This window comes from Pedobacter sp. KLB.chiD (assembly GCF_047040275.1).
Lineage (GTDB): Bacteria > Bacteroidota > Bacteroidia > Sphingobacteriales > Sphingobacteriaceae > Pedobacter.
This window is the reverse complement of sequence record NZ_CP178207.1, coordinates 2,566,114-2,588,432: the sequence shown is the minus strand read 5'-3', so window position 1 is coordinate 2,588,432 and position 22,319 is coordinate 2,566,114. Positions and strand designations below refer to the sequence as shown.

The window sequence follows — 22,319 nt, the reverse complement described above, 5'->3', positions numbered from 1 at the left end:
TTCGTCAAGACTCTTTGTTCGATTTTATGTGTACTCGGGGCGGCAATTGAACCCGCGCGCCATTGAAAGCATCCCGACTTTAGGTCGGGACGTGTCTGTCAGTTCCTTATCCAGAGTTAGCCTTTCGATCTATAAACAAAAATGACTGTAAAACAAAAAACCTTTCATCTCTGAAAGGTTTTGTTCGATTTTGTGAGTACTCGGGGCGGGAATCGAACATTGTTCTTAACTCGCTGATATACAGTAGTATCTTTGCTATGAAAACTATACACGCACGAATGACGCAACAATGCCTTCACGTATTTATTTAGGATATCAATTGCTCACTATTCAAAACCTGCAATACTTAAATAACTGATTCAGAGTACTACAATCCTTATCACCATAAAGATGCGATTTTTATCATAATTCGAAAAGGTAGCGTAACGTTAGTAATTGTAAAGTCGCTGCTAATATAGCGACCAACCAATCTGATCTTATTATTTAAGCGGCATTTTAATCCCTATACAGGTCTATCTGAAGAGCCAGTCTGACTTCCCAAGTTTTAAAATCCATAAAGTTCCAAGTTTATCTAGGCAAGCAAAAAAATTGTTGATAAGTCATTCAACATGACATCTGTAACCCCTTTAGATTTTGCCATATTAATAAGATTAGAATTTGGATTATCTTTTTGAAATGAGTCAATCGCATTTGACATTACATTGTAAGCACTATTGAATTTGTCAGTTGTGTATTCTCCTAAATCAAGGGTTGATAAGTCCTCCAGGGTATATTCTTCCTTATTTAAAATAAATGATGTCGCTATTCTCGCAATGTGTAATTTGAAATTGGATAGCTTATTTTTTAGTTCCCTGTTTTCTAACCCAGCAAGGTATTCTCCAGTGGCTTTCAAAATAAGACAGCAATTTAAAAAGATCTGATGCTCAAATTGCTTATTGAAAATTTTGTTGTACGTATTATCTTCTTTTATTAACGAAGTAGGCTTTGATCGTGCAGAATAGGGATTATCAAATAAGATTGATTCTACAGCCTGCGCGGCTGTTTGAATACTAAATATTTTGCTAACTGGTTTACCTTGATTTTTGTAATAGTTTTTTCGGCGATCATAATAGTACCCCTTATTGAGAAAATGTAATTCAATATTTCTCTGTATTTCATCTGTCGCTCTTAGCAATGCGGCAGAAACTGGATTTTGACTATTTGTTGATGCAATAATATGGTCTATGATTGCCTTTTCTTCATTAATAATGACTTTAACCATTACCGATCTTAAATCTGATTTGTCGCCATCGTGATTTAAAAAAATTGAATAGGAAGTTTGCAAGCCATTCACTATTTGAACATTATCAACGGATAAAACGGTGCCAACTAAGGATGGGGCACTGGCAATGATCGTTATCCCATTATTCAACCACCAAAAATCCTCATTATGATTGCTCTCAATTGTTTCTTTAATTTTTTTGTTTACATCTACCAAACCTTGGAAATGACGAATATTGCTTTCAAATAGATCCTCTCTTATCGAACTATCTTCGTCGGTTAAAAATGCTTTGTAATCTGCAAGCTTTACTGTTCCTACATATCCAATACCAGCCTCCCCAAATGAAGTTGATAAAGGAGTTTCCTTGTATCTTATAGCAAGCCTTTGCAGTTTTTGTGTAGAATATAGCGTTAATAATTCTTTACAGCTATAGTTATTATAGACTACTGTTGATCCATAGAACCTATCTTTAGCCAACTGCTCTAATTGGGCTGTTTTGGATCTAAATGCCCCATTAACACTAATCTCTTCTGCGAAGGAACAGTAATTAAAAATTACTTCCAATTTACCACCATTAGCTGAGCATCTTTGCCAAACAAGTCGCGCAATTTCTGCTCTCTCAGTTAGGTCCGCATTAAATCTAATCAGTAAATCTTGTTGGTTTTTACTTAGGTCAAAGAGTTCCGGAAGAGTTGTAATGATTTTGTCGACCGCAGCTTCTTTAAAAGAACTTTCTTTCTTGCATTGCGAAATAATAATCGTTGCGGCAGTTTTTCTTGAAAAAGTTATATCGTCAATGTCTTCCATAGCAGATATATAATTGTCGTCAATCAAAACCATTAGAGAATCAATTCCCCCGTCGTTTCCTCCATCAACAATTGAGTCTTGAATCTCTTCAAATGCTATGTCCAATGACTTTGTTATTTGAAAAAGACAAAAAAGCTCAAATATTTCGCTTTCTTTTTCTACCAGCGCGTTATCTTCAGTGAATTTTCCAAGGCAACCTTCAAGTAGAATTTTGATTTGGCTGTTTGGCTTGGCGACTTTATTCTGCGCTTGATCGGATGCATTTTGTACTTCATCTTTGTTAAGATCCGAAGAATCTTCGAGAGGGTTAAGGTTTTCCATTACTTGGTTTATAAATGGTTAAAAAACTAAATTTATAAAATTTTTTTGTATTTCTATACTGGTTTTCTTAATCGTTTGCGACAGTTGATTGTTTAATCTTGCTAAGTGCTAGACTAATTGCTATCTTGGTTTAAAATTTAATGCCATGAAAACAACAAAAAAAATAATCAAAAAAACGCTGTTTGTATTTAAAGATGCAAATAAAAACGCACCTCTGGATGACACTGGCAATTTCCTGAGGACCATCACCACAATTTCCATTAGACCTACAACACTTTAATAAAAAAGTGAGGTCCTTAAGCCTTCGTAGGTAGAGCGTATTGAATGCCACTGCGAAATTCAGGAAATGGGTTTCCATTTCGAACAACAGAATCACGTTCTTTAGGCTCTACCGAACGATAGATATTCAAAAAAATCCGCCCGATGTTATAGCTGCATCGTTGAGCTTTCTGTACTCAGATATTAATTTTCTCGGCATGCTTTTCGGGGTTTCCCATCGAAACTTCTGCTGCCACAGTAGCTATAGCACTGATTGATATACAGATGATCATACATAGCATGATCGCCCATATATACCTGTTACCGTAAACCATATCCTTAACATGCAGCCACCTCGCCCGCATCTTCTCTCCGCCCGTCACCTCTACATGATGGCAAGGAACCACTTCTGCTTATTGATAAATGCAGTCCTCAATGCTGCGTAAGCAAAGATGGGCGCTATCGCTATGGCAACCCACTTCCAGAAATAAAGTAAGCCCCAATCAGAGTACATTTCAAGCATCAACCTCGAACATAGATATACCAGAAGCCAGGTTCCTGGCAGCAGATACACGAACGGCTTTTCAGCTCTCCGTAACAATATTTTTAAGCTCGTCATGCAATCTCAATTCAAGCATCCCTTTTATTTGGATACAGCATTTTCAGACTTCTATTTCATTTAAAGCCCGCTGTTATTAATTCTAAGTATAAATAGCAAAATCGTAAAAAAGATTGGGCCGAACCGCATAGTGGCCAAAGGGTTCCAATTAATAGATTTAATGAAACTCATCCATAAAATCGCCCCGCTGTTCTCTTGCAATATCCTTCTTGGCCCAGGCTATCAACTGTTCAAAATGATCGATATGCTCGAAATAATCAATCACATCAGGAAGTTCTTGTACCATTTTTAATATTTGTTGGTAGAAGTCAATCTTTTTTTGGATAAGGGGCACACGGCTCCCTGACCAGCTTTCACTTCTGCCAAACGTTATTTTTCTGGTTAGTTCAAATTTTTTGTTTACCAACAGGTATTCCCTGAAATAAGAAATGAACCAATCTTGGAAATTATGGTAACCAATTTCGGCAAGGACTGTGACGATATGTTCTATTCCTGCATATTTTCGGGTGAGATTTATAAGAACCGCTTTTGCTTTTTCGATATGTATATCTCCATTTTTTCTAAAGGTAAATAGGGAGAAAAGATCGTCTTCTACCATGGAAATAAATTGTGCCTTTTCAAAAACAGCCATTAAGACCTCTTCAATCAGCTGCTCATATTCTGGATATTCCCACAACACACCAGGATTAAGCTTTTTTAGTCTTCTTTTGGAAGGATATCCTGTGCCAATGATGTTATTTTTTAAGCTTTTAGCTATAAAATGATGGTCCTTATCAACCAGTATTTTAAACTCGTCCCCATTATGATCAAAATTTTGCCTCTGATCCCATTGAAACCAAAAACAATTTTCGAAGAGTTCTGGATGGCTGCTAAAATAAAAAGCACATTCTTTACCGAAATTCAGCCCCAGCGGGTATTGGTAAGTCGGTTTTGAGTCGACGATTAAGCTCGATAAGAAGCTAATAATATTATGCTCTTTATATTGAGGATTTTCAGACTTCAAATTTTCAAAGCTAGCCTCAAACTTCAGAAACTCAAGCATACTGGATATATGTGTCTGAAATTTACCTTGCTGGAATAAGCCGATTAATTTGTCCAGGAAGAACCTGTCAGCCTGCTCATTTGGAAGCATCATTAAAAGGGCGGACTCCCAATACTGTTTTTGACTAAAACTGTAACCGGACATTACTGCCCACAATTCACCTGCTTTAATAAGGTCGGTAGAAAGTGGCCAGCTCATCACGTAAGCATTAAGCCCTATTTCTATTGTACCGTCGAAATACAGTTTTAGTGCTTTTATAAAATCGCTTTTACTCTTATTCGCAAGACAGCCATATATTGTGCCTACTGACGACTGAATACTCCAATTGTCATCCTTTGACTGCTGTTTGTAAAAACCGTTTATTCTAATGAGGAAATCCTTAATTTCCTCCCAGCTCTTATCATGAAGGAATGCCTCAAAATCCTGCTTTTTTTCTTTCTCTGATTCTTCAAAACTTTTGTCTTCCCTATACTCCCAACCAGGCTTCAAAAAATGGGAAAGTTTCCTGATATCAGAATCAATAAATCGTGTCCAACTTTCCGGAACTTCTTTGCCTGCCTCAGTAATTTTCTTGGCTAGAACAGCAACAAACTTACAGTGGGCATACTGGTCAACATCAAGCTTATTGCCAATTAAATGCTGATAAATACTAAGCTCATCTACATATATGCTCAAATCGAGCTTGCCACCTGGATAAATGATCTTCCGCAAAACTTTCGCGCATAAAGGTTCTGCATTATCAAAAAGAATATAGAACTGGTACAGGATTCTTTTACGAAGCGCTGTTAAATTATCGGACTTGTAAAGATCAAAATTATATATCGTGAATTTATGTCCCTTTGAAGGACCATATTGATGAAAATGCCAGCCTAATAAAATTTCTGCGATCCAGAGGAATAATCCATTTGCCAATTTCTGCCTGGTAATACTCTTATCAGTCTTATTTAGAACATCTAAAAGAATGTTTTGCCTTCCATAGGGATTCTCACTACTATCCCTGTCGTCAAGGGTATATTTAAAGGCTTCTACAAAATATTTAAGCACTTCTGGAATCCTGCTGGGCTGCTTTTCCAATAGTCTCAAAGTAAGTTCCAGGGATGGTTTCAGCAGTCCTGTTCCATGATCCCAAAAGTTTTTTAAAAGTTCGAAATGTCTTGACGGTGAGGTATGATCATTATGTTTAAACTCAAAAGACAAATTTTCTGGGGCATCTTCCTGGTCAAGATTATCTATCCAGCCACTTAGATATCGCAGACAATCCCGTCCTTTATAGAACCAAAACAATTCATAGAATGTATAGAGATCCTCATTCTTTGTTAGTCGTCCGGATAAATCATCAAGATGCGGGAGAACTAAATCCTTAATGTTGAAATACCCAAAGGTATTGTTGGCATCAATCAGGCTGAATCGGATGCGTGACTGATGTTTATCAAGCATAGATAGAATCCATGAAGCGTAATTAATTTGTGCGGTATCTTTATCTATGAAACATTTATAGAAAGCATACGAAGCCAAAACCTGGTCGGAGACCTTTACAATTTCATTTTCATAAACATTCAGGATTTCATTACTGTGCAATTCCATGATAGCTGTCCATAGCTCATTCCAGTTGATACCAAAATTTTTCTCCAAAAGCAACTTCGTCTCCTCATTCGTCCGATCCAAAACACCGAAGAAACTCACTATTGCAAGTGACTTTAAAATCATGAAATTGTTGAAAATCCCGATTTCCGCTGCAATCTTCTGAAAATATTTTTCGTAAAGCATAACCGGACTACTGAGATAATTTGTTTCAGCTCCTGGCGTAACTGAGTTTGTTGCCATCAACGCAACACGAGCATTACCTTTGGCAAGATCAGTGATCATTCTTTTGATATCGCTGTGGTATTTTAGGCTTGGAAGGGCAGCCAAAATTATTCCACCGATTTGCTCATCTGTAAACTCTGAAACATCAATTTCTTCGTAACGCCAGTTTTCCAAAGCTGCAACAACCTGACGTTTAACGTAATCACGGCAGGTTATCACCAACTTGACCAAATAGGAGTCTATCACCTCCAGTTTGCTCAATAGGTAATTAAGATTGCTTACAGATTTATTGGCATCATCAAAAAGTAAGATGTACTTTTTTCCGGGAAGGAACAAGTGCTGATAATCGTCCCACAGGGAAACTCCGGAACTTTGAATGACAACTGGAATATAATCCTGAAATGAAAATTCCTCCAGTATTTTTACCGCTAATTTCGATTTTCCTACGCCCTGCCCCCCTGTAAGTAACACCAGGTCGCAGCGGTTCAACGCTTCATAGCAATTCGCTAGCTCATTTTCACGGCCAATAAACTCATTTGTAAGCGATGGCTGAAGTCCCTTTGTTGTTTTTTTTAGAAACCCGTCGAGTGGATAGATATCACCCTTGATGACCTGAATATCAAGATATTCTTCCGCCAGCTTGGGATGATCAAAAATCATTAAAGGCAGGTTCTGGATATTTAAAAGCTCGAACTGAGTAGATGGGTTAAATGCTCTGACCTTTTGTGCAAGTTCTTTATGTTCTTCTGCGCTTACTTTTTCATTGCAGGCTAAAATTACCTTTGAAATGTTGTCTTTCAGGATTTTGGTATTTTCTTCATCAAAACAATGATCGATATCTTTGGAAAGCTTGTCGAAAAAAGATTTTGAACCACCTATTCTTTCTTTGGTTGTGGATTCAACGAAGATATATTTATCACCGTCTAAAAAAAATGAATCCGGTGCACCTTTACTCGTTTTTTCTTTTCCGACAACAGACCCTGGAGCACCTCCGAATTTGTTGCCTTGCAAATATAACAGGTGATTAATCATATTCTGAAATTTCGCTTCATTTAAACCTTGAAGGGAATCTTCAATTTTAGAAATCGTATTCATGAGTAAGTGGGATTATTTAGATAAATCAAATTTCAAGTATATTTAAAAGTATTCCAAGGGTATTATAGCCATTTTATTAAAAGATATTAACAAATGTTCTGATACTTGACAGGGTGGCAGCTGGAGCAGCTTCTCTGAAAGTGCCGTCTGGAACGCTACTTTTCAAATTGCAGTACTTTCGATCGTCATCTGTACTATGGTATGGGTATTGGTTTTTTACTTATCAAAAAGCCAATACCCAGACGCAAATTATTTGCTGCCGCGCTGCCCCAAAGCAATCCGATGTTGTACCCTATACTAAAACCTAACCAGGGGCTTACCGTTGTAATCCCATTTACCGGCATTCGTATCGGTAAATTCTCAGGTGGTTTTGTATTGATCAACCAGCTGCATTAGGTATCGAAGTAATTGCAGAGTACACACATAATAAAAATATACTACAATTTGAAAGGCAACTGGTCTTTCAGTGAAATAATCATCCGCTTTATCTCATTCAGGTCAGTTTCCTGATCTGGCAGCTCCCTCGACTGATAACTATGAAACTGCCAAATCTCCAACACATCATTAACCGCAACTGTATAGGGTTGGTATGCTTTATTTAAAGATTCCAGCAACACGGTTCTATCACCTTGTACGGTAACCATTTTAAACACGAAATCATTGGTTCCATTGAGGATCACGATACAAGCTGTCCGCGGCTTTATCTGCGTCCAATCCTCAATGAAGCTTGCAATCACATCGCTACCTTCCGGTATGGGCAGCATCGAATCTCCAACTATCGGGAACATCCGGTAGCTTTTGCCCTTCGGTAGGTTAGGCAGATTCACTTTGGGCAACCCTGCAATAAACTCCGGATCATTATAGCCTGCCATGTACCCGGCCTTTGCATTGACCGGCACATACTCCACATTCTCTTTATCATGCTTATCGACCGAGATTGCCAATATGCGTACTTTGCCGCCCTGCAGGTAGATATCGCTTCCCGCTTCCAGCTCCCTTAACTTCAGTTCTGAAATCTTAGAAAGATCGTTTTTGAGCAACGAATCAATACTTATTTTAAATGTGTTTGAAAAATTTATGAGGTCCTCCGGGTGAGGCGCTTTAGTCTGACCGTTTTCCAGTGGGTTATAATTGGGGGGCAATATACTAGGGCTTTCGGATACAACCGCTTGTAATAATCTTATCTGTTTCAGATTTGCTTAAGGGCGGGAAAAATATATTAAACAAAAAACCTTTCATCTCTGAAAGGTTTTGTTCGATTTTATGTGTACTCGGGGCGGGAATCGAACCCGCACGCCTTTGAAAGCACAGGATTTTAAGTCCTGCGTGTCTACCAGTTCCACCACCCGAGCATTAGCCGCTGCCGATCTCCATCAGCTTGGTTAATTTAAAATAAATGCCTTCTGGCAGGAAGGCATTTATTGGAGCGAAAGACGAGATTCGAACTCGCGACCCCGACCTTGGCAAGGTCGTGCTCTACCAACTGAGCTACTTTCGCAAATTAACACATGTGTTGTGTTCCTTTGGGGTTGCAAATATAGAAATATAAATATCACTATCAAAAAAAATAATTTTATTTTTTGCTTTAAACAATGTTTTCAGTGGCTTTTTAGTGTGAGATGATCAGGATGCACTGGTTGTTTTTATTCATAAATTTAAAGATTATCAGAGAGTTAAAAGCCGATTTAGCAGACTGGATTGAGGATGTAGATCAACCTGAAGAAAAATAAAAAAAAATTTTTAATATACTTGCAGCAAAGTTACTCATCGTAAAATGGAAATTTAGAAGCGGGAAGAGCGGTAATTGAATAGCAAATAAGTTTTAGTAACTTGCCTGAGATGATCTGAATGAATGGGTTGTATGGCTGGCCTGGCTTGCAAACACGACTTAATTTTATTTAGGCACATCAGATGAAATGGTTAACCAAATGAAAAAGCTTATTAATGCATTCATCATTATAGGAATATGCGGCCTGTTGGCCTGCCACTCAAAAACAACAGAAAAGCAGGAGCCGGTGAAACAAAATCCTGCTCCAAAACAGCCTGTTGCCGAACAAAAACAAGATAACCATCATGAGCATGTTGACCAGATGGCCTTTGTAGAATATCTTGATGACGGTGATTATTTTCAAATCCTGGCAAGAAAGGGTGATAGTACGTTTTGTTTCATTAACGAAACGGATAACAATAGAGACCTGAATCGTGGTGACCAGATACAGGTGATCTGGAAGAAAGGTACAGTTACTGTTCCTGGCGACAATGATTCCGAAATGCCGGCCTTGTTATTGCTTTCCGTAAAAAAGTTAGGTGACGGTCCGGTAACGAGCTTCAGAAACACCTATGGCAAAAAATTAAAATATACCTGGTCTACCGATGAGGAATTTACCACATCATATCTTAACAAGGTTTATCAGTTAACAGAATATTATCTCACTCAAACAAAAAATCCTTTATTGCAGGCGGCGATAAAGAAACGGGATCAGCTGACTTATTCTATCGAGTCGGCAGAAAGAAACGGTCAGCAATACAGGGTAATTGGTATTGCACCGGTAGGACCAAATGGCAGTACTATTGTTCAATGGCTTTATGTTGGCGAAGAGGATGGCCGGATTTATGAATATGATCTTCCTCAGGATAAATTGATAGCGTTTGATTAATTTTTATCTCTCTAGTGAGTCATTTATTTACATCACCGTCCATTTTATAATTGACTAGCCAAACATTCAGAATGCGCAAAATTATTTTAAAATACTGGATGATAGATTTACTGTTAGGTTTAGTTTTATATGTAGCCTACGTCATGACCATTATGAATTCGTCCGCTAACGGCAATGGCTTTGAAGTCACTATTCGATACATTGCAGATCTCGTTTTAAATATAGGCTTTTCGTTATTATACCTCATGGCGGCGGTCATTTGCTCGTTTACCATTTTTTTGAATTTCATCCGCGAAATCAGGAGTAGTTCCTTTTTTTCATGGCTTAGCTTTTCCGGAGCGCCGATTTTACTGATCTTAATGTTTATTGTCAGCTTATGGGTAGACGGTTATCATTATAGCGGTAATGTGATGGCCAAACTTTGGATCTTTGTGATACTTTACCCGTGTATCACAACAATTTTATACCTGAAATTCAGAAAGGGATACAGAAAACTGAATAATGTATTGGCAAAGATGTGAGAATAGTAAGGGATTAAGCAAATACTAAAATGATGGATGTAGAGGTGAGAGAAAAAAAGAGGCTGTGTCATTAATAATTTTGGAGGTTTTTGGCAGAATAATATTTTTAAAGGTTGTCATTGCTGTGAAGACGGGAACCACGAAGTGCTCAGCGTAGCTAATCTTAGTACGATAGAACGGCAAAGACGTAAGTCCCTACCAAAATCATTAAGATGCCCATCCGATAGCTATCGGATCAAGCTGAGTATGACGACACCTCCAAATTTAATTCTTTTGCCAACTCTGAATCTGTTATTTTGATACTGCGTGTACCCGGGGGTGGGAATCGAACCCGCACGCCTTTGAAAGCATCCCGACTTTAGGTCGGGACGTTTCTATCAGTTCCTTATCCAGAGTTAGCCTTTTGATCTATAAACAAAAATGACTATAAAGCAAAAAACCTTTCATTTCTGAAAGGTTTCGTTCGATTTTGTGTGTACTCGGGGCGGGAATCGAACCCGCACGCCTTTGAAAGCACAGGATTTTAAGTCCTGCGTGTCTACCAGTTCCACCACCCGAGCATTAGCCGCTGCCGATCTCCATCGGCTTGGTTAATTTTAAAATAAATGCCTTCTGGTAGGAAGGCATTTATGGAGCGAAAGACGAGATTCGAACTCGCGACCCCGACCTTGGCAAGGTCGTGCTCTACCAACTGAGCTACTTTCGCATTTACAAAACTGATGTTGTTGTTTCGTTTTGGTGATGCAAATATAGGCAGATTTATAGATCTGTCAAGAGATTTTTTATTAAAAATTTAATATTTAATTTAAATTGCTGGCTTTCAGTGCAAGTAAAATTAAATCCGTTTCAAAACCTTTTGCCTGAAGGTAGCTCATCAGCTTATTTTTCCTTTTGAACGGATCATTTTCACCCAAGCTTTGCGCTTTTTTCGATGCTAATTTTTCTATTGTCTGTAAATAATCATCCTCGTCAATACTGTAAATTGCCTTTTGTAAGATTTTATCCGGAACACCTTTCAATTTCAGCCCCTGTTTAATTTTAACCCGGCCCCAATGTTTGATGTTAAATTTACCCGATGCATAATGTTTGGCAAATCTTTCTTCATTCAAAAAATTGTTGATGATCAGGTCGGTAATAATTTCCTCCAGTTCATCGCCACGCATTCCCCATTCAACCAATTTGTAGCGAACCTCTTTTTGAGAGCGTTCCTGGTAAACGCAAAAACTTTCGGCTTTGGCCAAAGCTTGTTTTTTATCTAATAATACTGCTTCTTGTTTACTGCTTTTCATAATTAATTACTGAAATTCGTAAAAATATAAGCGATTACCGTATTTTTCTGAATATAATAGCATGCAAAATCCCATATATACCGTTGCCAAAATAGCCGAAATTTTAAGTGCCAATAGCAAATTAATTGATGGAGAGGTCATTATCCGGTACCTGGTGATGGATAGCCGCTCGGTTTTGGTACCGGAAAGTTCGATGTTTTTTGCCCTTTCTTCGCACCGTAACGGACACGAATTTATCAAAGATGCCTATGCGAAAAAAATCAGGAATTTTGTTGTTACCGAAGCAAAATATATTCCAGAATACCCCGACTGCAATTTTTTATTGGTAAATGATGCTTTGGAGGCATTACAGAAATTAAGCGCCTATCATCGGCATCAATTCGGTCTTAAAACAATCGGTATTACCGGCAGCAACGGGAAAACCATTGTTAAAGAATGGCTGTATCAGCTTTTGGCAGCCGACTTTAATATTGTTAAGAGCCCTAAAAGTTATAATTCACAAATAGGGGTGCCGCTTTCGGTATGGCAGATCGAGGCGGAGCACAGCCTTGGCATTTTTGAGGCTGGTATTTCTGCAGTTAACGAGATGCAGCATTTAGCTGAAATTATCCACCCTGAAATTGGAATTTTAACCAATATTGGCGAGGCACATGCGGAAGGATTCAGTTCAAAAAAAGAAAAACTAACCGAAAAACTGAAACTTTTTGCAGCATCCGAACTATTGATTTATTCGCCGGAATATGTGAGTGAATTGGCTGTAAAAGATCTGCCCGGTAAAAAAAAGTTTAGCTGGAGCAGTAAACAGCCGGCAGATCTGCAGATCATTACTGTTGAGCCTATTGAAGGAAGATGTTATTTAAGGGCCATTTATCAAAACAGGGAAATTGAGTGCATTTTGCCTTTTAAAGATAAAGCCTCGATTGAAAATGGCATGATTTGCTGGGCAGCTTTACTGGCGTTAGGTTATAGCCCGGAGCAGGCCGATCTGCGTTTGGAGAAACTGAGTCCTGTAAGCATGCGTTTGGAACTGAAAAACGGCATTAACCAATGTTCCGTTATTGATGATTCGTACAGCGCCGATATTTCTTCTTTAGCCATCGCGCTCGACTTTTTAAATCAACAGAACCAACACCCCAAGAAAACCGTCATCCTTTCCGAATTATTCGAAACGGGCAGAGATGACCTTGATCTGTACACCGAAATAGCTGGGTTGCTCTCACAGAAAAAGATAAACCGTTTAATCGGTATTGGTACAAACATTGCCCGTTATGCCAGCCTGTTTAAGTTTGAAACCCAGTTTTTCGAGGATACCCATGCTTTTGTAGAGGCTTTTCCGGGTTTACATTTTAATCACGAAACCATATTGGTAAAAGGGGCAAGGCGTTTTGAATTTGGGCGCATCAGCAAATTGCTTACCCAAAAAATACATGATACGGTTTTAGAGATTGATCTGAATGCCATGGTAGGCAATCTGCAGTTTTACCGGTCTAAAATTGAGCCAGGCGTTAAGATAATGGCCATGGTTAAGGCTTTTTCTTACGGAAGCGGAAGTTTCGAAATTGCTAATCTATTGCAGTTCCACAAGGTGGATTACCTGGCTGTTGCTTATGCGGATGAAGGCATTGCCCTGCGTAAAGCTGGAATTACGTTGCCGATTATGGTGATGAGTCCGGAAGAATCTGCCTTCGAAGCTATGATCAAACACCGGCTCGAGCCCGAAATTTATAGTGTAGAGATTCTGAATAGTTTTTTGAATGCGCTATCAGATTATGATTTCGATTATCCCATCCACATTAAAATAGATAGTGGTATGCACCGCCTGGGCTTCGATCAGGCAGAAATGGATGCCCTATCTGTATTGTTAAGAGATTCGAACAGGTTGAAAGTGCAGAGTATTTTTTCACATTTAGTAGCCAGCGATGCTGCAGCGCATGATGGCTTTACCCAGCAGCAGATTGATCTGTTTAAAAGCGTATCCAACCGGCTGATTAATATTCTGGGCTATAAACCATTGTTGCATATTGCCAATACTTCTGGGATCTCGCGCTGGCCCGATGCGCAGCTGGATATGGTACGTTTGGGCATAGGTCTGTATGGTTTTGATTCTGCTTTAACCAACAACCGGGGTTTGCAAACAGTAATGGTTCTTAAAACGACGGTTACTCAGGTGAAGACGTTAACACCGGGCGAAACGGTTGGTTATGGTAGGAGAGGACTTATGCCAAACGGTGGTAAAATAGCAACCGTAAAAATTGGCTATGCGGATGGATATACCCGATATTTTGGTAATGCCGTTGGTAAAATGCTCATCAATGGTCATTTAGTACCCACAATTGGCTCGATCTGTATGGATATGACCATGCTGGATGTTACAGGGATTGAGGTGAAACCTGGAGATGAAGCGATCGTTTTTAATAAAGAGCACAGCATTATGCAGTTGGCAAAAGATATCGGTACCATTCCGTATGAAATCCTGACCAATATTTCGCAGCGGGTTAAAAGAGTCTATTTTTATGAATAAGTTAATTGGTCATCGGTTGATTGGTTATTCATATAGCGGGATTGCTTATTTATTTGGCGGTTAATAGTTTGATGGTTCATCGCCTACGTTAACGGCCAATTGCAAAGTAGGTAACCTGCACAAATGAACTAATGACTAACGTCCAATAAACGCTCGTGCAAAACAAATGACTTCGTGGCTAATGACCAAATGAACTAAAAAAACACTAATTTTGCGCCATGAACAAAGTTGGGAAAGCTATTTTAAACTATCTGATTAAAGGATTATTAATTGTTGTGCCCATCGCAGTGAGTATTTTTATTGTGGTTTGGGCAGTTACAACGGTTGATAGCTGGTTAAATGTAAAGAATGTATTTGGTGTAAACCCACTTACCGGCGAAAGTAGAAATATCCCAGGCCTGGGTTTGCTTACCGTGCTTACCATTATCCTGCTCGCTGGTATTTTTGTAACTAATTTGGTTACCGAACCAATGTACAATTGGTTTCAGCGGATGATGCAGCGTTTGCCGCTCCTGAACTTTATTTATTCATCTATCAAAGATTTAACAGAGGCCTTTGTAGGAGATGAGAAGAAATTTAACCACCCGGTGCTGGTTGAAGTAGAGGGTGGCTTAAAAAAGATTGGTTTTTTAACGCAGAACGATCTGCATAAACTTCAGCTTCCGGATGAGGTTGCTGTATATTTTCCACTTTCTTACTCATTTGCCGGTCAGCTTTGCATTGTAAGAAGAGATAAGGTAACTGATTTGAATATGACAGCAGCTGATGCCATGAAACTGGTGGTTAGTGGTGGGGTGAGCGGACTTTAAGCGCTTTTAAAATGATTACAATATACCATAATAACAGCTGTACTAAAAGCCGGTCTGCCTTAACAGCAATAGAAAACAGTGGAAAGGCCTTTAACGTGGTTTATTATTTGGAAACGCCACCCAGTAAAAGTGAGCTGGAAGAAATAATCAGCAAACTGGGAATTAAGCCATTAGAATTGATCCGCAAAGGAGAAAAGATTTTTATTGAAAATTATAAAGGAAAACAATTGAGTGATGAAGAATGGATTGATGCCATCATTGCACATCCCATTCTGATTGAAAGACCAATCGTTATTTCAGATCATAAAGCAGTAATTGCCCGGCCGGCCGAAAAGATGAAAGAGATATGGGGTTAACTAACACCAGGCATTTGATCGGCAATGTTCTCAGAAATATATTTACGGGCGCGATTGTCATGCTGATCTGATTACTATCGGATTAATTTTAGCCGATAACCTCGCGGTATAGACACTTAAATAAATTCGGGATGATGTATTTCAAAAGAAATTTCAAAATCTGATCCATTCTAGCTTTTTCCTGTTACATTTTTAGAACGGGATACATCCCGCTCAATGTCGTCATACTGAACTTGTTTCAGTATCTTTGATGCTCAGTGAATCTATTCAAAATTAAAAAGATTTTTTACTTCGCCCGCAACGACAGATTAAAATATATTTTTAAAAGTAAGTAGGCAGAACAGGAAAATAATCATGCCGAAAATCAGTCTCGAATAGTATTCCCGGATAAAAAGCCCACATAAAATGAGCAGATCATCATCTATATTGGCGTGTAACAAGCCATTTCCGCTTGAAGAATTGAACAAGATCTTTTTATCCCGATGATTATTTAAAGACCATCGCCTTAACCAGCTGTTTTGAAAGCTCCAATCAAAAGCATCACCAGATGCAAAAACTACCTTAGCTTGAAAATGAAGCCAATCGTAAGTGATTACTGCTAAAAGCCCGTTCTGATTGTTCAATAATTTAGTTTCAGGTTTAGAAAACCCTTCACTTTTAAACATATAAATGCCCGCCTGCGTAGTAGCTATTGCTGAATTTTTCCATGAAATAAAATTCAGCGAAAATTTTAACAATCCGTTGTTGAATACCTGATAGTTACTGTCAAATAAACCTTTTCTCCAACTTAATACCTGTTCCATCCCACAAAGATTTAATTTAAAATGTTAATGATGGCGAAATGTTGATGTAGTGATAATCGGGACGATGCAGGCCATCAGGAGAACGGTATACCTGTTGTAAACCTGTTTAATAAATAAGCCCGCAACTACCAGTAATTTATTATCGGTATCTGAAGATATTGCACCACTATGGCTGCCGGATGTATACATAATATGCTCATCCTTATAATTGCTTACCGTCCAATGCGATTTCCAGATGCCGGTTGATTTCCATTCATACTGTTCTCCGTTAGTCAGGCTGATCAATGCTTTTGATTTCCAGCAGTCATAAGTAATAAAGCCAACCACTTCATTAGTTTTACGATTGATTACCTTACTGCCTGATTGCCAGAATCCTTCTTTAACAAATTGATAGTTTTGATCTTCGAATGTACTTTCCGCATTGCCCGTCCACATGGCGAAAGTAATGGCTCCTTTTTGCAGCCCATCTGCAAAAAGCTGAACATTTCCATTGCACCAATCGTTTTTCCAGTTGATCAATTTCGACATTTTATTGGATTTTAGTTTAGATGCCGGTTGCTGGAAGTTGTTACACAAAAAAGTGCTTATTGTTGGTAAGCACTTTTTCAGTTAGCAAGTTTTCAGTTGGAAATTGGCATTTAACCGATTGACCAGTTTTTACAACTAACCAACACCATTAGAAATTCGGTTTAAGTACATATTTATCGTAGAAACGGAAAATATGCTCGGCGGCTTCTTCTGCCGTATCAACCAATCTGAAGAGGTTCAAATCTTCTTCATGGATATTGTGTTCTTTTTGTAACATGGTTCCTTTAATCCATTCGATTAGTCCACCCCAATAATCAACCCCCACCAATACAATCGGGAAACGGGCAATCTTGCCGGTCTGGATAAGCGTTAAGGCCTCAAATAATTCATCCATGGTGCCAAAACCACCTGGCAATACCACAAAACCCTGACTATATTTCATAAACATCACCTTACGTACAAAGAAATAATCAAATTCCAGTAACTTATTGTGATCGATATACTTATTATGAAACTGCTCAAATGGTAATTCGATGTTTAAACCTACCGATTTACCTCCATTGGTATGTGCACCTTTGTTACCCGCCTCCATAATACCGGGACCACCACCAGTAATTACGCCATAACCTCTATCGGTTAATAATTTACCACACTGTTCGGCCAGTTGATAATACCGGTGGGTTTGGGCGGTACGGGCAGAGCCATAAATGGTAACACACGGACCAATCTTAGCCAGTTTTTCAAAACCGTCTACAAATTCGGCCATGATTTTAAAAATTTGCCAGGAATCGGTTACTTTGATTTCCTGCCAGTCTTTGTTTTCAAAAGCACTTCTAATTTTTTCTTCACTCGTCATATACTGTTATTCTAATATTAAAATTTGGTCTGTGCATCAGTTTTTTTGCTGATAAACAATAAGCCTGTAAATGTGATTAAACCGTTAATTAAAATCAGTTCTACACTAAAAACATAACCGCCTAATAATTTGGCCGAATTGCTTGCAAGCAAGTAACATAAAAAAGGCGATAATAAGCAAACTATTGGCACTAATTTATCGCGGAGACCACGTTTTTTTACAAACAGTCCAAAACTATATAAGCCTAAAAGCGGTCCGTAGGTATAAGAGGCAATAGTGAAAATCAAACTCACTACTGATGAACTATTCAACGCATTGATCACAATAATCACCAGGAACATCAAAATAGAAAAAACGACGTGAACCGTATGGCGTTTTTTAACCGCATCCTTAGCATTTACATTTTCCGCTTTAGCCATACCTAAAAAATCGACGCAGAATGAAGTGGTAAGCGCAGTTAGTGCCGAATCGGTTGTGGCAAAGGTGGCTGCGGTTAAGCCCAGCATAAAAATAATGGCAGGAACAGCACCTAAATTGTTCAGTGCAATTTCTGGAAACAATAAATCGGTACGCGGTTTGCCCGTAAGGTGATCTAAAGGAATATCAATACCATTTTTACTGGCGTAGATGTATAATAAAGCACCAACACTTAAAAAGAAAACATTCAGGATGACAAACACGCCGGTAAAAGTGAACATATTTTTTTGTGCCTCTTTTATGGTACTCATGCTCAGGTTTTTCTGCATCAGGTCCTGATCGAGGCCTGTCATGGCAATCGTGACGAAAATGCCACCGATAAACTGTTTGCTGAAATAGAATTTATTGGTTAAGAAATCATCTAAAAAGAAAATTTTAGAATAGCTGCTGTTTTTTACCGTTTCGAATGCCTGTGGGATACTGAAACCGAGACTGTTACAGATGAAGTAAATGGTTAAGAAAACCGATAAAACGAGAAAAAAGGTTTGCAGCGTATCGGTGATAATGATGGTTTTCAATCCACCTTTAAACGTATACGACCATATCAGCGCCAGTGAGATCAGCACCGTTAGCCAAAATGGAACACCATAGTTATCGAATATAAAACGCTGTAAAACAATTACCACGAGGTATAATCGGGTTGCGGATCCTAGAGTGCGACTTAATAAAAATATCGAGGCGGCCGTTTTGTAGCTATAATGGCCCAATCGCTTTTCAATATAGCCATAAATAGAGGTGAGGTTCATCCGATAGTAAAGCGGGAGCAGAACAGTGGCTATGATAATAAAGCCAACCGCATTACCCAGCACAAACTGGAAATATTGAAACTGGTTTCCACTGGGGGCGCCAACTTCTCCGGGTACAGAAATAAAAGTAACGCCCGAAAGTGCCGTTCCAATCATTCCGAAAGCTACCAGGTACCATTTTGAATTTCGGTTGGCAACAAAAAAGGTGCTATTGTCTGACGATTTTTGAGAGGTTACAAACGAAATGATAATCAGTAGCAGAAAGTAGCCAATTAGAAAACACAAGAGGATAGTTGGTGACATAGTTTTGTTTTAAGCTGATAAATGTAAGAAATTCGAATTTAAAGTCAATAGTTTTTGCGATTTGGTTGTCGGCCGATAGTTCAATAGTTAATCGCCTATTTTGCAATAGCATGTTGAGCTAAAAAAACAAAATACCGAATCTAATAAACAACTCACCCACAGCCCATCAACCATGGCCCAATAAACCCTAAGTCAGTTAAACATAGTAAACTAATGTCCAGTTTTCAGTTGGCAGTTTGCCATTCTCAGTTAACCAGTTCAAACCATTAAACGATTAACCACTGACTATTGAACCAATGAACCTTTTTATCTATTTTTGTACTATGAATTTTTCATCCAAACTGCTGGAAGATGCGGTAAACGAATTCTCAAAACTTCCCGGTGTAGGGCAAAAAACTGCTTTACGCCTGGTGTTACATCTTTTAAACAAGGAGCAGGAGGAGGTAAATCAGTTTGGTAATACGTTTATAAAACTTAAACAACAGATTAAACACTGCAGTACCTGCCATAATATTTCAGACTATGCGGTTTGCGAAATCTGTACCTCAAATAAGCGAGATAAAGAAACCATTTGTGTAGTTGAAGATACGCGTGATGTAATGGCCATTGAAAATACCGGCCAATATTTTGGCGTTTACCATGTTTTAGGCGGTTTAATTTCGCCGATGGACGGAGTCGGGCCTGCTGATCTGTTTATTGATGGTTTGGTCGCCAGGATGGCTGCAGGAGGGATCAGAGAAGTGATTCTGGCGCTCAGTCCGAATATGGAAGGCGATACCACCTTGTTCTACCTTTATAAGAGGCTAAAAGAATTTAATGTACCAGTCACCACCATTGCGCGTGGAATTGCTTTTGGAGGTGAACTTGAATATACCGATGAAATTACATTGGGCCGATCGATCATTACCCGCGTGCCTTACGAAACCGCGATGATGAAATAATCATGATACAGGCTATAACAATTTATAATAAATCAGTATTCAGTCTCGGTACTTAATACTCCCTTCTTGATACTCAATACTTGCTACTCAATACTTTCTACTGCAACAAAAATGAACCTAAAAAATAAAGTAATCATCATCACCGGAGCATCAAGCGGAATTGGAAAAGCCTGTGCAGAAGAATTTGCCAGGCGCGGTGCCAATTTGGTCTTAGCTGCCCGTCAATACGTTACCCTTTGCGAAATTACGGCTGACCTGGAAAAAAAATACGGCATCAGGGCGGTAGCGGTACAGGCCGATGTGAGTAAGGAAGAAGACTGCGAACTGATTATCAAACAAGCTTTGGTTTCGTTTCAACAGATCGATATTCTGGTTAATAATGCCGGTTTATCCATGCGTGCCCTATTTAATGATCTTGATTTATCGGTACTTAAAAACCTGATGGATGTGAACTTTTGGGGAACCGTGTACTGCACGAAGTATGCCTTGCCAGAGATTTTAAAAACCAGGGGAACAGTAGTGGGCGTATCATCTATTGCCGGTTATCGTGGTTTACCAGGGCGCACCGGTTATTCGGCCTCAAAATTTGCCATGAACGGTTTTATGGAATCTTTACGTACCGAACTGTTAAAAACAGGTGTAAATGTAATGGTCGCCTGTCCGGGGTTTACGGCCTCCAACATCCGTGTTACAGCTTTATCAAAAGATGGTGCTGCACATGGCGAAACCAGTATGGATGAAGGTAAAATGATGTCTTCAGCAGAAGTGGCTGTTATTATTGCAGATGGGATCGAACAGCGCAAACGCACTTTGGTAATGACCAGACAAGGGAAACTGGCCGTTTGGATGAACAAGCTGTTCCCGGCTTTTGTAGATAAAAAGGTATTTGATTTGTTTGCAAAAGAAAAAAATCCGCTGATAAAGGCTTAAGTCATAATTTGTGGTGAGACGATTAGGGTAGCGGTTATGGATTATGATATCATGATACTTGATCCCCGTTTCCTGATACTCCTGAAGAAATCCGCCCCCACAACAATTTCGTTTGTTTACTGTTGAGATGATAAACCTTTTTTATGTATAAATCCCTTGTTTTATTAATGCTCTTGTTCCAAACGATACTTTCTGCTGCGCAGGTCAAAAAAATAAAAAATATCAATTATGCAGGTAATATTGATGAAGCCAATACGCTGAATATTTTTTATAAAAGCGACAGCATTAAAAATAAACCGGTTTTAATTTTCATTCACGGTGGTTCATGGAGCAGTGGTAAAAAAGAAACTTATTGGTGGCTGGGCAGGAACTTTGCTCGCAAGGGTGTGGTTACGGCCATCATCAATTACCCTTTAGCACCCCATGTGCAATACGATAAAATGGCCGGCGACTGTGCTTTGGCTGTAAAATGGGTTAAAGCGCATATTGGTGATTATACGGGAAATGCAGAAAAGATTTTTGTGATGGGACATTCGGCAGGCGCACATCTGGCAGAACTGATCAATGCCGATCCCAGGTATTTTAAAAAAGCCGGTATTAAAAACCCGATTAAAGGTGTCGTCCTGAACGATCCATTTGGTTTGGATATGGAGGAATATTTAACCACAGCCGAAAAGGACCATTTTTATTTCGATTTCATCCGGACTTTTACTGATAGACCTGCAGTTTGGAAAGTAGCATCTCCTTTGGAGTATGTAAACGATATTAAAAACCCACATTTGCTTTTTTACGGAAGCAAAACTTATGGTGCTATTAAATTACAGACCCCGAAGTTATACGAAAAACTTAAAGCTAACCATGTCCCGGTAGAAATAAAGGAAATTAATGGCAAAAGCCATGTACCGATGATCAGTCAGATGATTTTTGGCGGAAATCAACTGTACAAGGATATTTTAGATTTTATACAAAGGACATCTTCTTAAGATTTGTCAACTTTTTTGTCTCTTTACTATTAAAGTAGAAAAATCTGCATTTGAATCGTGCCTGTCATGCAGGATTTTTCTATTTTTTGCACCAACCCACCCACCTAAACCCGACAGTAGCGGAAATCCTTTTTGTTTTAGCTGCTTTAATAAACCACTGATGGCTCTACAAAAAGATTGTAGCTTATGGCGGGACTATCGTAACCGATTGTAGCTGAACCCTGCTTTCCAAAAAAAACGAAGAAGCTATTAAAAGTGAACAATGGAACTAAACCGTCGGCGTAATCTTATCCAACTTGCTGTAATCCATTACCATTTTACCGTCATTAGATTTGTCAACTTTTTTGTCTCTTTACTATTAAAGTAGAAAAATCTGCATTTGAATCGTGC

At 38.8% G+C, this 22,319-nt stretch carries 17 protein-coding genes and 4 tRNA genes; 9 read left to right on the top strand and 12 right to left on the bottom strand.

Annotation, left to right across the window (positions count from 1 at the left end):
- Window positions 1–571 precede the first annotated feature (571 nt).
- Window positions 572–2,389 (bottom strand): AIPR family protein, encoded by a 1,818-nt coding sequence (locus tag ACK1I8_RS10525; RefSeq protein WP_412469276.1) that lies wholly within the window; start codon window positions 2,387–2,389, stop codon window positions 572–574.
- A 145-nt stretch (window positions 2,390–2,534) separates the two neighbouring features.
- Between ACK1I8_RS10525 and ACK1I8_RS10520 the strand changes: the two genes are divergently transcribed.
- Window positions 2,535–2,669: a hypothetical protein gene (locus ACK1I8_RS10520; RefSeq protein ID WP_412469275.1), complete on the top strand. Its 135-nt coding sequence runs from the start codon at window positions 2,535–2,537 to the stop codon at window positions 2,667–2,669.
- Between the two features lie 754 nt (window positions 2,670–3,423).
- Here ACK1I8_RS10520 and ACK1I8_RS10515 read toward each other — a convergent pair.
- From ACK1I8_RS10515 to ACK1I8_RS10500, 4 genes are all read right to left on the bottom strand, one after another.
- A complete protein-coding gene (locus tag ACK1I8_RS10515; RefSeq protein WP_412469274.1) occupies window positions 3,424–7,209 on the bottom strand; it encodes a hypothetical protein in 3,786 nt (1,261 codons plus the stop codon).
- A 437-nt stretch (window positions 7,210–7,646) separates the two neighbouring features.
- Window positions 7,647–8,249 carry a helix-turn-helix transcriptional regulator gene (locus ACK1I8_RS10510; RefSeq protein ID WP_412469273.1) on the bottom strand — a complete coding sequence of 201 codons (603 nt, stop codon included), beginning with the start codon at window positions 8,247–8,249 and terminating at the stop codon, window positions 7,647–7,649.
- A gap of 228 nt (window positions 8,250–8,477) precedes the next feature.
- Window positions 8,478–8,561, bottom strand: a tRNA-Leu gene (locus ACK1I8_RS10505).
- Window positions 8,562–8,631: 70 nt separating this feature from the next.
- Window positions 8,632–8,707: transfer RNA gene (locus tag ACK1I8_RS10500), tRNA-Gly, on the bottom strand.
- A 430-nt stretch (window positions 8,708–9,137) separates the two neighbouring features.
- Between ACK1I8_RS10500 and ACK1I8_RS10495 the strand changes: the two genes are divergently transcribed.
- Both ACK1I8_RS10495 and ACK1I8_RS10490 read left to right on the top strand, forming a co-directional pair.
- The gene (locus ACK1I8_RS10495; RefSeq protein WP_412469272.1) at window positions 9,138–9,866 is read left to right on the top strand and encodes a hypothetical protein; all 729 of its coding nucleotides are present in this window, start codon (window positions 9,138–9,140) and stop codon (window positions 9,864–9,866) included.
- Between the two features lie 71 nt (window positions 9,867–9,937).
- Window positions 9,938–10,387 carry a hypothetical protein gene (locus ACK1I8_RS10490; protein WP_412469271.1) on the top strand — a complete coding sequence of 150 codons (450 nt, stop codon included), beginning with the start codon at window positions 9,938–9,940 and terminating at the stop codon, window positions 10,385–10,387.
- Window positions 10,388–10,863: 476 nt separating this feature from the next.
- On the opposite strand, the gene ACK1I8_RS10485 is transcribed toward ACK1I8_RS10490, so the two are convergent.
- The 3 genes from ACK1I8_RS10485 to ACK1I8_RS10475 form a co-directional block, all read right to left on the bottom strand.
- Window positions 10,864–10,947 (bottom strand) — tRNA-Leu (locus ACK1I8_RS10485).
- 70 nt (window positions 10,948–11,017) lie between these two features.
- Window positions 11,018–11,093 (bottom strand) — tRNA-Gly (locus ACK1I8_RS10480).
- A 94-nt stretch (window positions 11,094–11,187) separates the two neighbouring features.
- The gene (locus tag ACK1I8_RS10475) at window positions 11,188–11,676 is read right to left on the bottom strand and encodes a regulatory protein RecX (RefSeq protein WP_412469270.1); all 489 of its coding nucleotides are present in this window, start codon (window positions 11,674–11,676) and stop codon (window positions 11,188–11,190) included.
- 61 nt (window positions 11,677–11,737) lie between these two features.
- On the opposite strand from ACK1I8_RS10475, the gene ACK1I8_RS10470 reads away from it, so the two are divergent.
- The 3 genes from ACK1I8_RS10470 to arsC all read left to right on the top strand — a co-directional run bounded on the left by ACK1I8_RS10470 (window position 11,738) and on the right by arsC (window position 15,362).
- Entirely contained in the window at window positions 11,738–14,197 is a 2,460-nt protein-coding gene (locus ACK1I8_RS10470; RefSeq protein ID WP_412469269.1) for a bifunctional UDP-N-acetylmuramoyl-tripeptide:D-alanyl-D-alanine ligase/alanine racemase, read from the top strand.
- A gap of 218 nt (window positions 14,198–14,415) precedes the next feature.
- Window positions 14,416–15,006 (top strand): DUF502 domain-containing protein, encoded by a 591-nt coding sequence (locus tag ACK1I8_RS10465; protein WP_412469268.1) that lies wholly within the window; start codon window positions 14,416–14,418, stop codon window positions 15,004–15,006.
- Window positions 15,007–15,017: 11 nt separating this feature from the next.
- Window positions 15,018–15,362: an arsenate reductase (glutaredoxin) gene (gene arsC, locus ACK1I8_RS10460; RefSeq protein WP_412469267.1), complete on the top strand. Its 345-nt coding sequence runs from the start codon at window positions 15,018–15,020 to the stop codon at window positions 15,360–15,362.
- 308 nt (window positions 15,363–15,670) lie between these two features.
- Here arsC and ACK1I8_RS10455 read toward each other — a convergent pair whose 3' ends face one another.
- From ACK1I8_RS10455 to ACK1I8_RS10440, 4 genes are all read right to left on the bottom strand, one after another.
- Window positions 15,671–16,165 carry a hypothetical protein gene (locus tag ACK1I8_RS10455; RefSeq protein ID WP_412469266.1) on the bottom strand — a complete coding sequence of 165 codons (495 nt, stop codon included), beginning with the start codon at window positions 16,163–16,165 and terminating at the stop codon, window positions 15,671–15,673.
- A 24-nt stretch (window positions 16,166–16,189) separates the two neighbouring features.
- Window positions 16,190–16,693 carry a hypothetical protein gene (locus ACK1I8_RS10450; protein ID WP_412469265.1) on the bottom strand — a complete coding sequence of 168 codons (504 nt, stop codon included), beginning with the start codon at window positions 16,691–16,693 and terminating at the stop codon, window positions 16,190–16,192.
- Between the two features lie 148 nt (window positions 16,694–16,841).
- Entirely contained in the window at window positions 16,842–17,549 is a 708-nt protein-coding gene (locus ACK1I8_RS10445) for a TIGR00730 family Rossman fold protein (RefSeq protein WP_412469264.1), read from the bottom strand.
- A gap of 17 nt (window positions 17,550–17,566) precedes the next feature.
- Window positions 17,567–19,075 (bottom strand): sodium:solute symporter, encoded by a 1,509-nt coding sequence (locus ACK1I8_RS10440; protein WP_412469263.1) that lies wholly within the window; start codon window positions 19,073–19,075, stop codon window positions 17,567–17,569.
- 323 nt (window positions 19,076–19,398) lie between these two features.
- On the opposite strand from ACK1I8_RS10440, the gene recR reads away from it, so the two are divergent.
- The 3 genes from recR (at window position 19,399) to ACK1I8_RS10425 (ending at window position 21,929) form a co-directional block, all read left to right on the top strand.
- Window positions 19,399–20,016 carry a recombination mediator RecR gene (recR, locus tag ACK1I8_RS10435; RefSeq protein ID WP_412469262.1) on the top strand — a complete coding sequence of 206 codons (618 nt, stop codon included), beginning with the start codon at window positions 19,399–19,401 and terminating at the stop codon, window positions 20,014–20,016.
- Window positions 20,017–20,127: 111 nt separating this feature from the next.
- On the top strand, window positions 20,128–20,946 hold the full coding sequence (locus tag ACK1I8_RS10430) for an SDR family oxidoreductase (RefSeq protein WP_412469261.1): 819 nt from the start codon (window positions 20,128–20,130) through the stop codon (window positions 20,944–20,946).
- Window positions 20,947–21,089: 143 nt separating this feature from the next.
- Window positions 21,090–21,929: an alpha/beta hydrolase gene (locus ACK1I8_RS10425; protein ID WP_412469260.1), complete on the top strand. Its 840-nt coding sequence runs from the start codon at window positions 21,090–21,092 to the stop codon at window positions 21,927–21,929.
- The last annotated feature ends 390 nt before the right edge of the window (window positions 21,930–22,319 follow it).

Bases quoted from the DNA above. Each gene is read 5' to 3' on its own strand.
- ACK1I8_RS10430 (WP_412469261.1), top strand. From the start codon at position 20,128: ATGAACCTAAAAAATAAAGTAATCATCATCACCGGAGCATCAAGCGGA.
- arsC (WP_412469267.1), top strand. From the start codon at position 15,018: ATGATTACAATATACCATAATAACAGCTGTACTAAAAGCCGGTCTGCC.
- ACK1I8_RS10495 (WP_412469272.1), top strand. From the start codon at position 9,138: ATGAAAAAGCTTATTAATGCATTCATCATTATAGGAATATGCGGCCTG.
- recR (WP_412469262.1), top strand. From the start codon at position 19,399: ATGAATTTTTCATCCAAACTGCTGGAAGATGCGGTAAACGAATTCTCA.
- ACK1I8_RS10525 (WP_412469276.1), bottom strand. From the start codon at position 2,389: ATGGAAAACCTTAACCCTCTCGAAGATTCTTCGGATCTTAACAAAGAT.
- ACK1I8_RS10450 (WP_412469265.1), bottom strand. From the start codon at position 16,693: ATGTCGAAATTGATCAACTGGAAAAACGATTGGTGCAATGGAAATGTT.
- ACK1I8_RS10445 (WP_412469264.1), bottom strand. From the start codon at position 17,549: ATGACGAGTGAAGAAAAAATTAGAAGTGCTTTTGAAAACAAAGACTGG.
- ACK1I8_RS10465 (WP_412469268.1), top strand. From the start codon at position 14,416: ATGAACAAAGTTGGGAAAGCTATTTTAAACTATCTGATTAAAGGATTA.
- ACK1I8_RS10425 (WP_412469260.1), top strand. From the start codon at position 21,090: ATGTATAAATCCCTTGTTTTATTAATGCTCTTGTTCCAAACGATACTT.
- ACK1I8_RS10515 (WP_412469274.1), bottom strand. From the start codon at position 7,209: ATGAATACGATTTCTAAAATTGAAGATTCCCTTCAAGGTTTAAATGAA.
- ACK1I8_RS10455 (WP_412469266.1), bottom strand. From the start codon at position 16,165: ATGGAACAGGTATTAAGTTGGAGAAAAGGTTTATTTGACAGTAACTAT.
- ACK1I8_RS10470 (WP_412469269.1), top strand. From the start codon at position 11,738: ATGCAAAATCCCATATATACCGTTGCCAAAATAGCCGAAATTTTAAGT.
- ACK1I8_RS10440 (WP_412469263.1), bottom strand. From the start codon at position 19,075: ATGTCACCAACTATCCTCTTGTGTTTTCTAATTGGCTACTTTCTGCTA.
- ACK1I8_RS10490 (WP_412469271.1), top strand. From the start codon at position 9,938: ATGCGCAAAATTATTTTAAAATACTGGATGATAGATTTACTGTTAGGT.
- ACK1I8_RS10520 (WP_412469275.1), top strand. From the start codon at position 2,535: ATGAAAACAACAAAAAAAATAATCAAAAAAACGCTGTTTGTATTTAAA.
- ACK1I8_RS10475 (WP_412469270.1), bottom strand. From the start codon at position 11,676: ATGAAAAGCAGTAAACAAGAAGCAGTATTATTAGATAAAAAACAAGCT.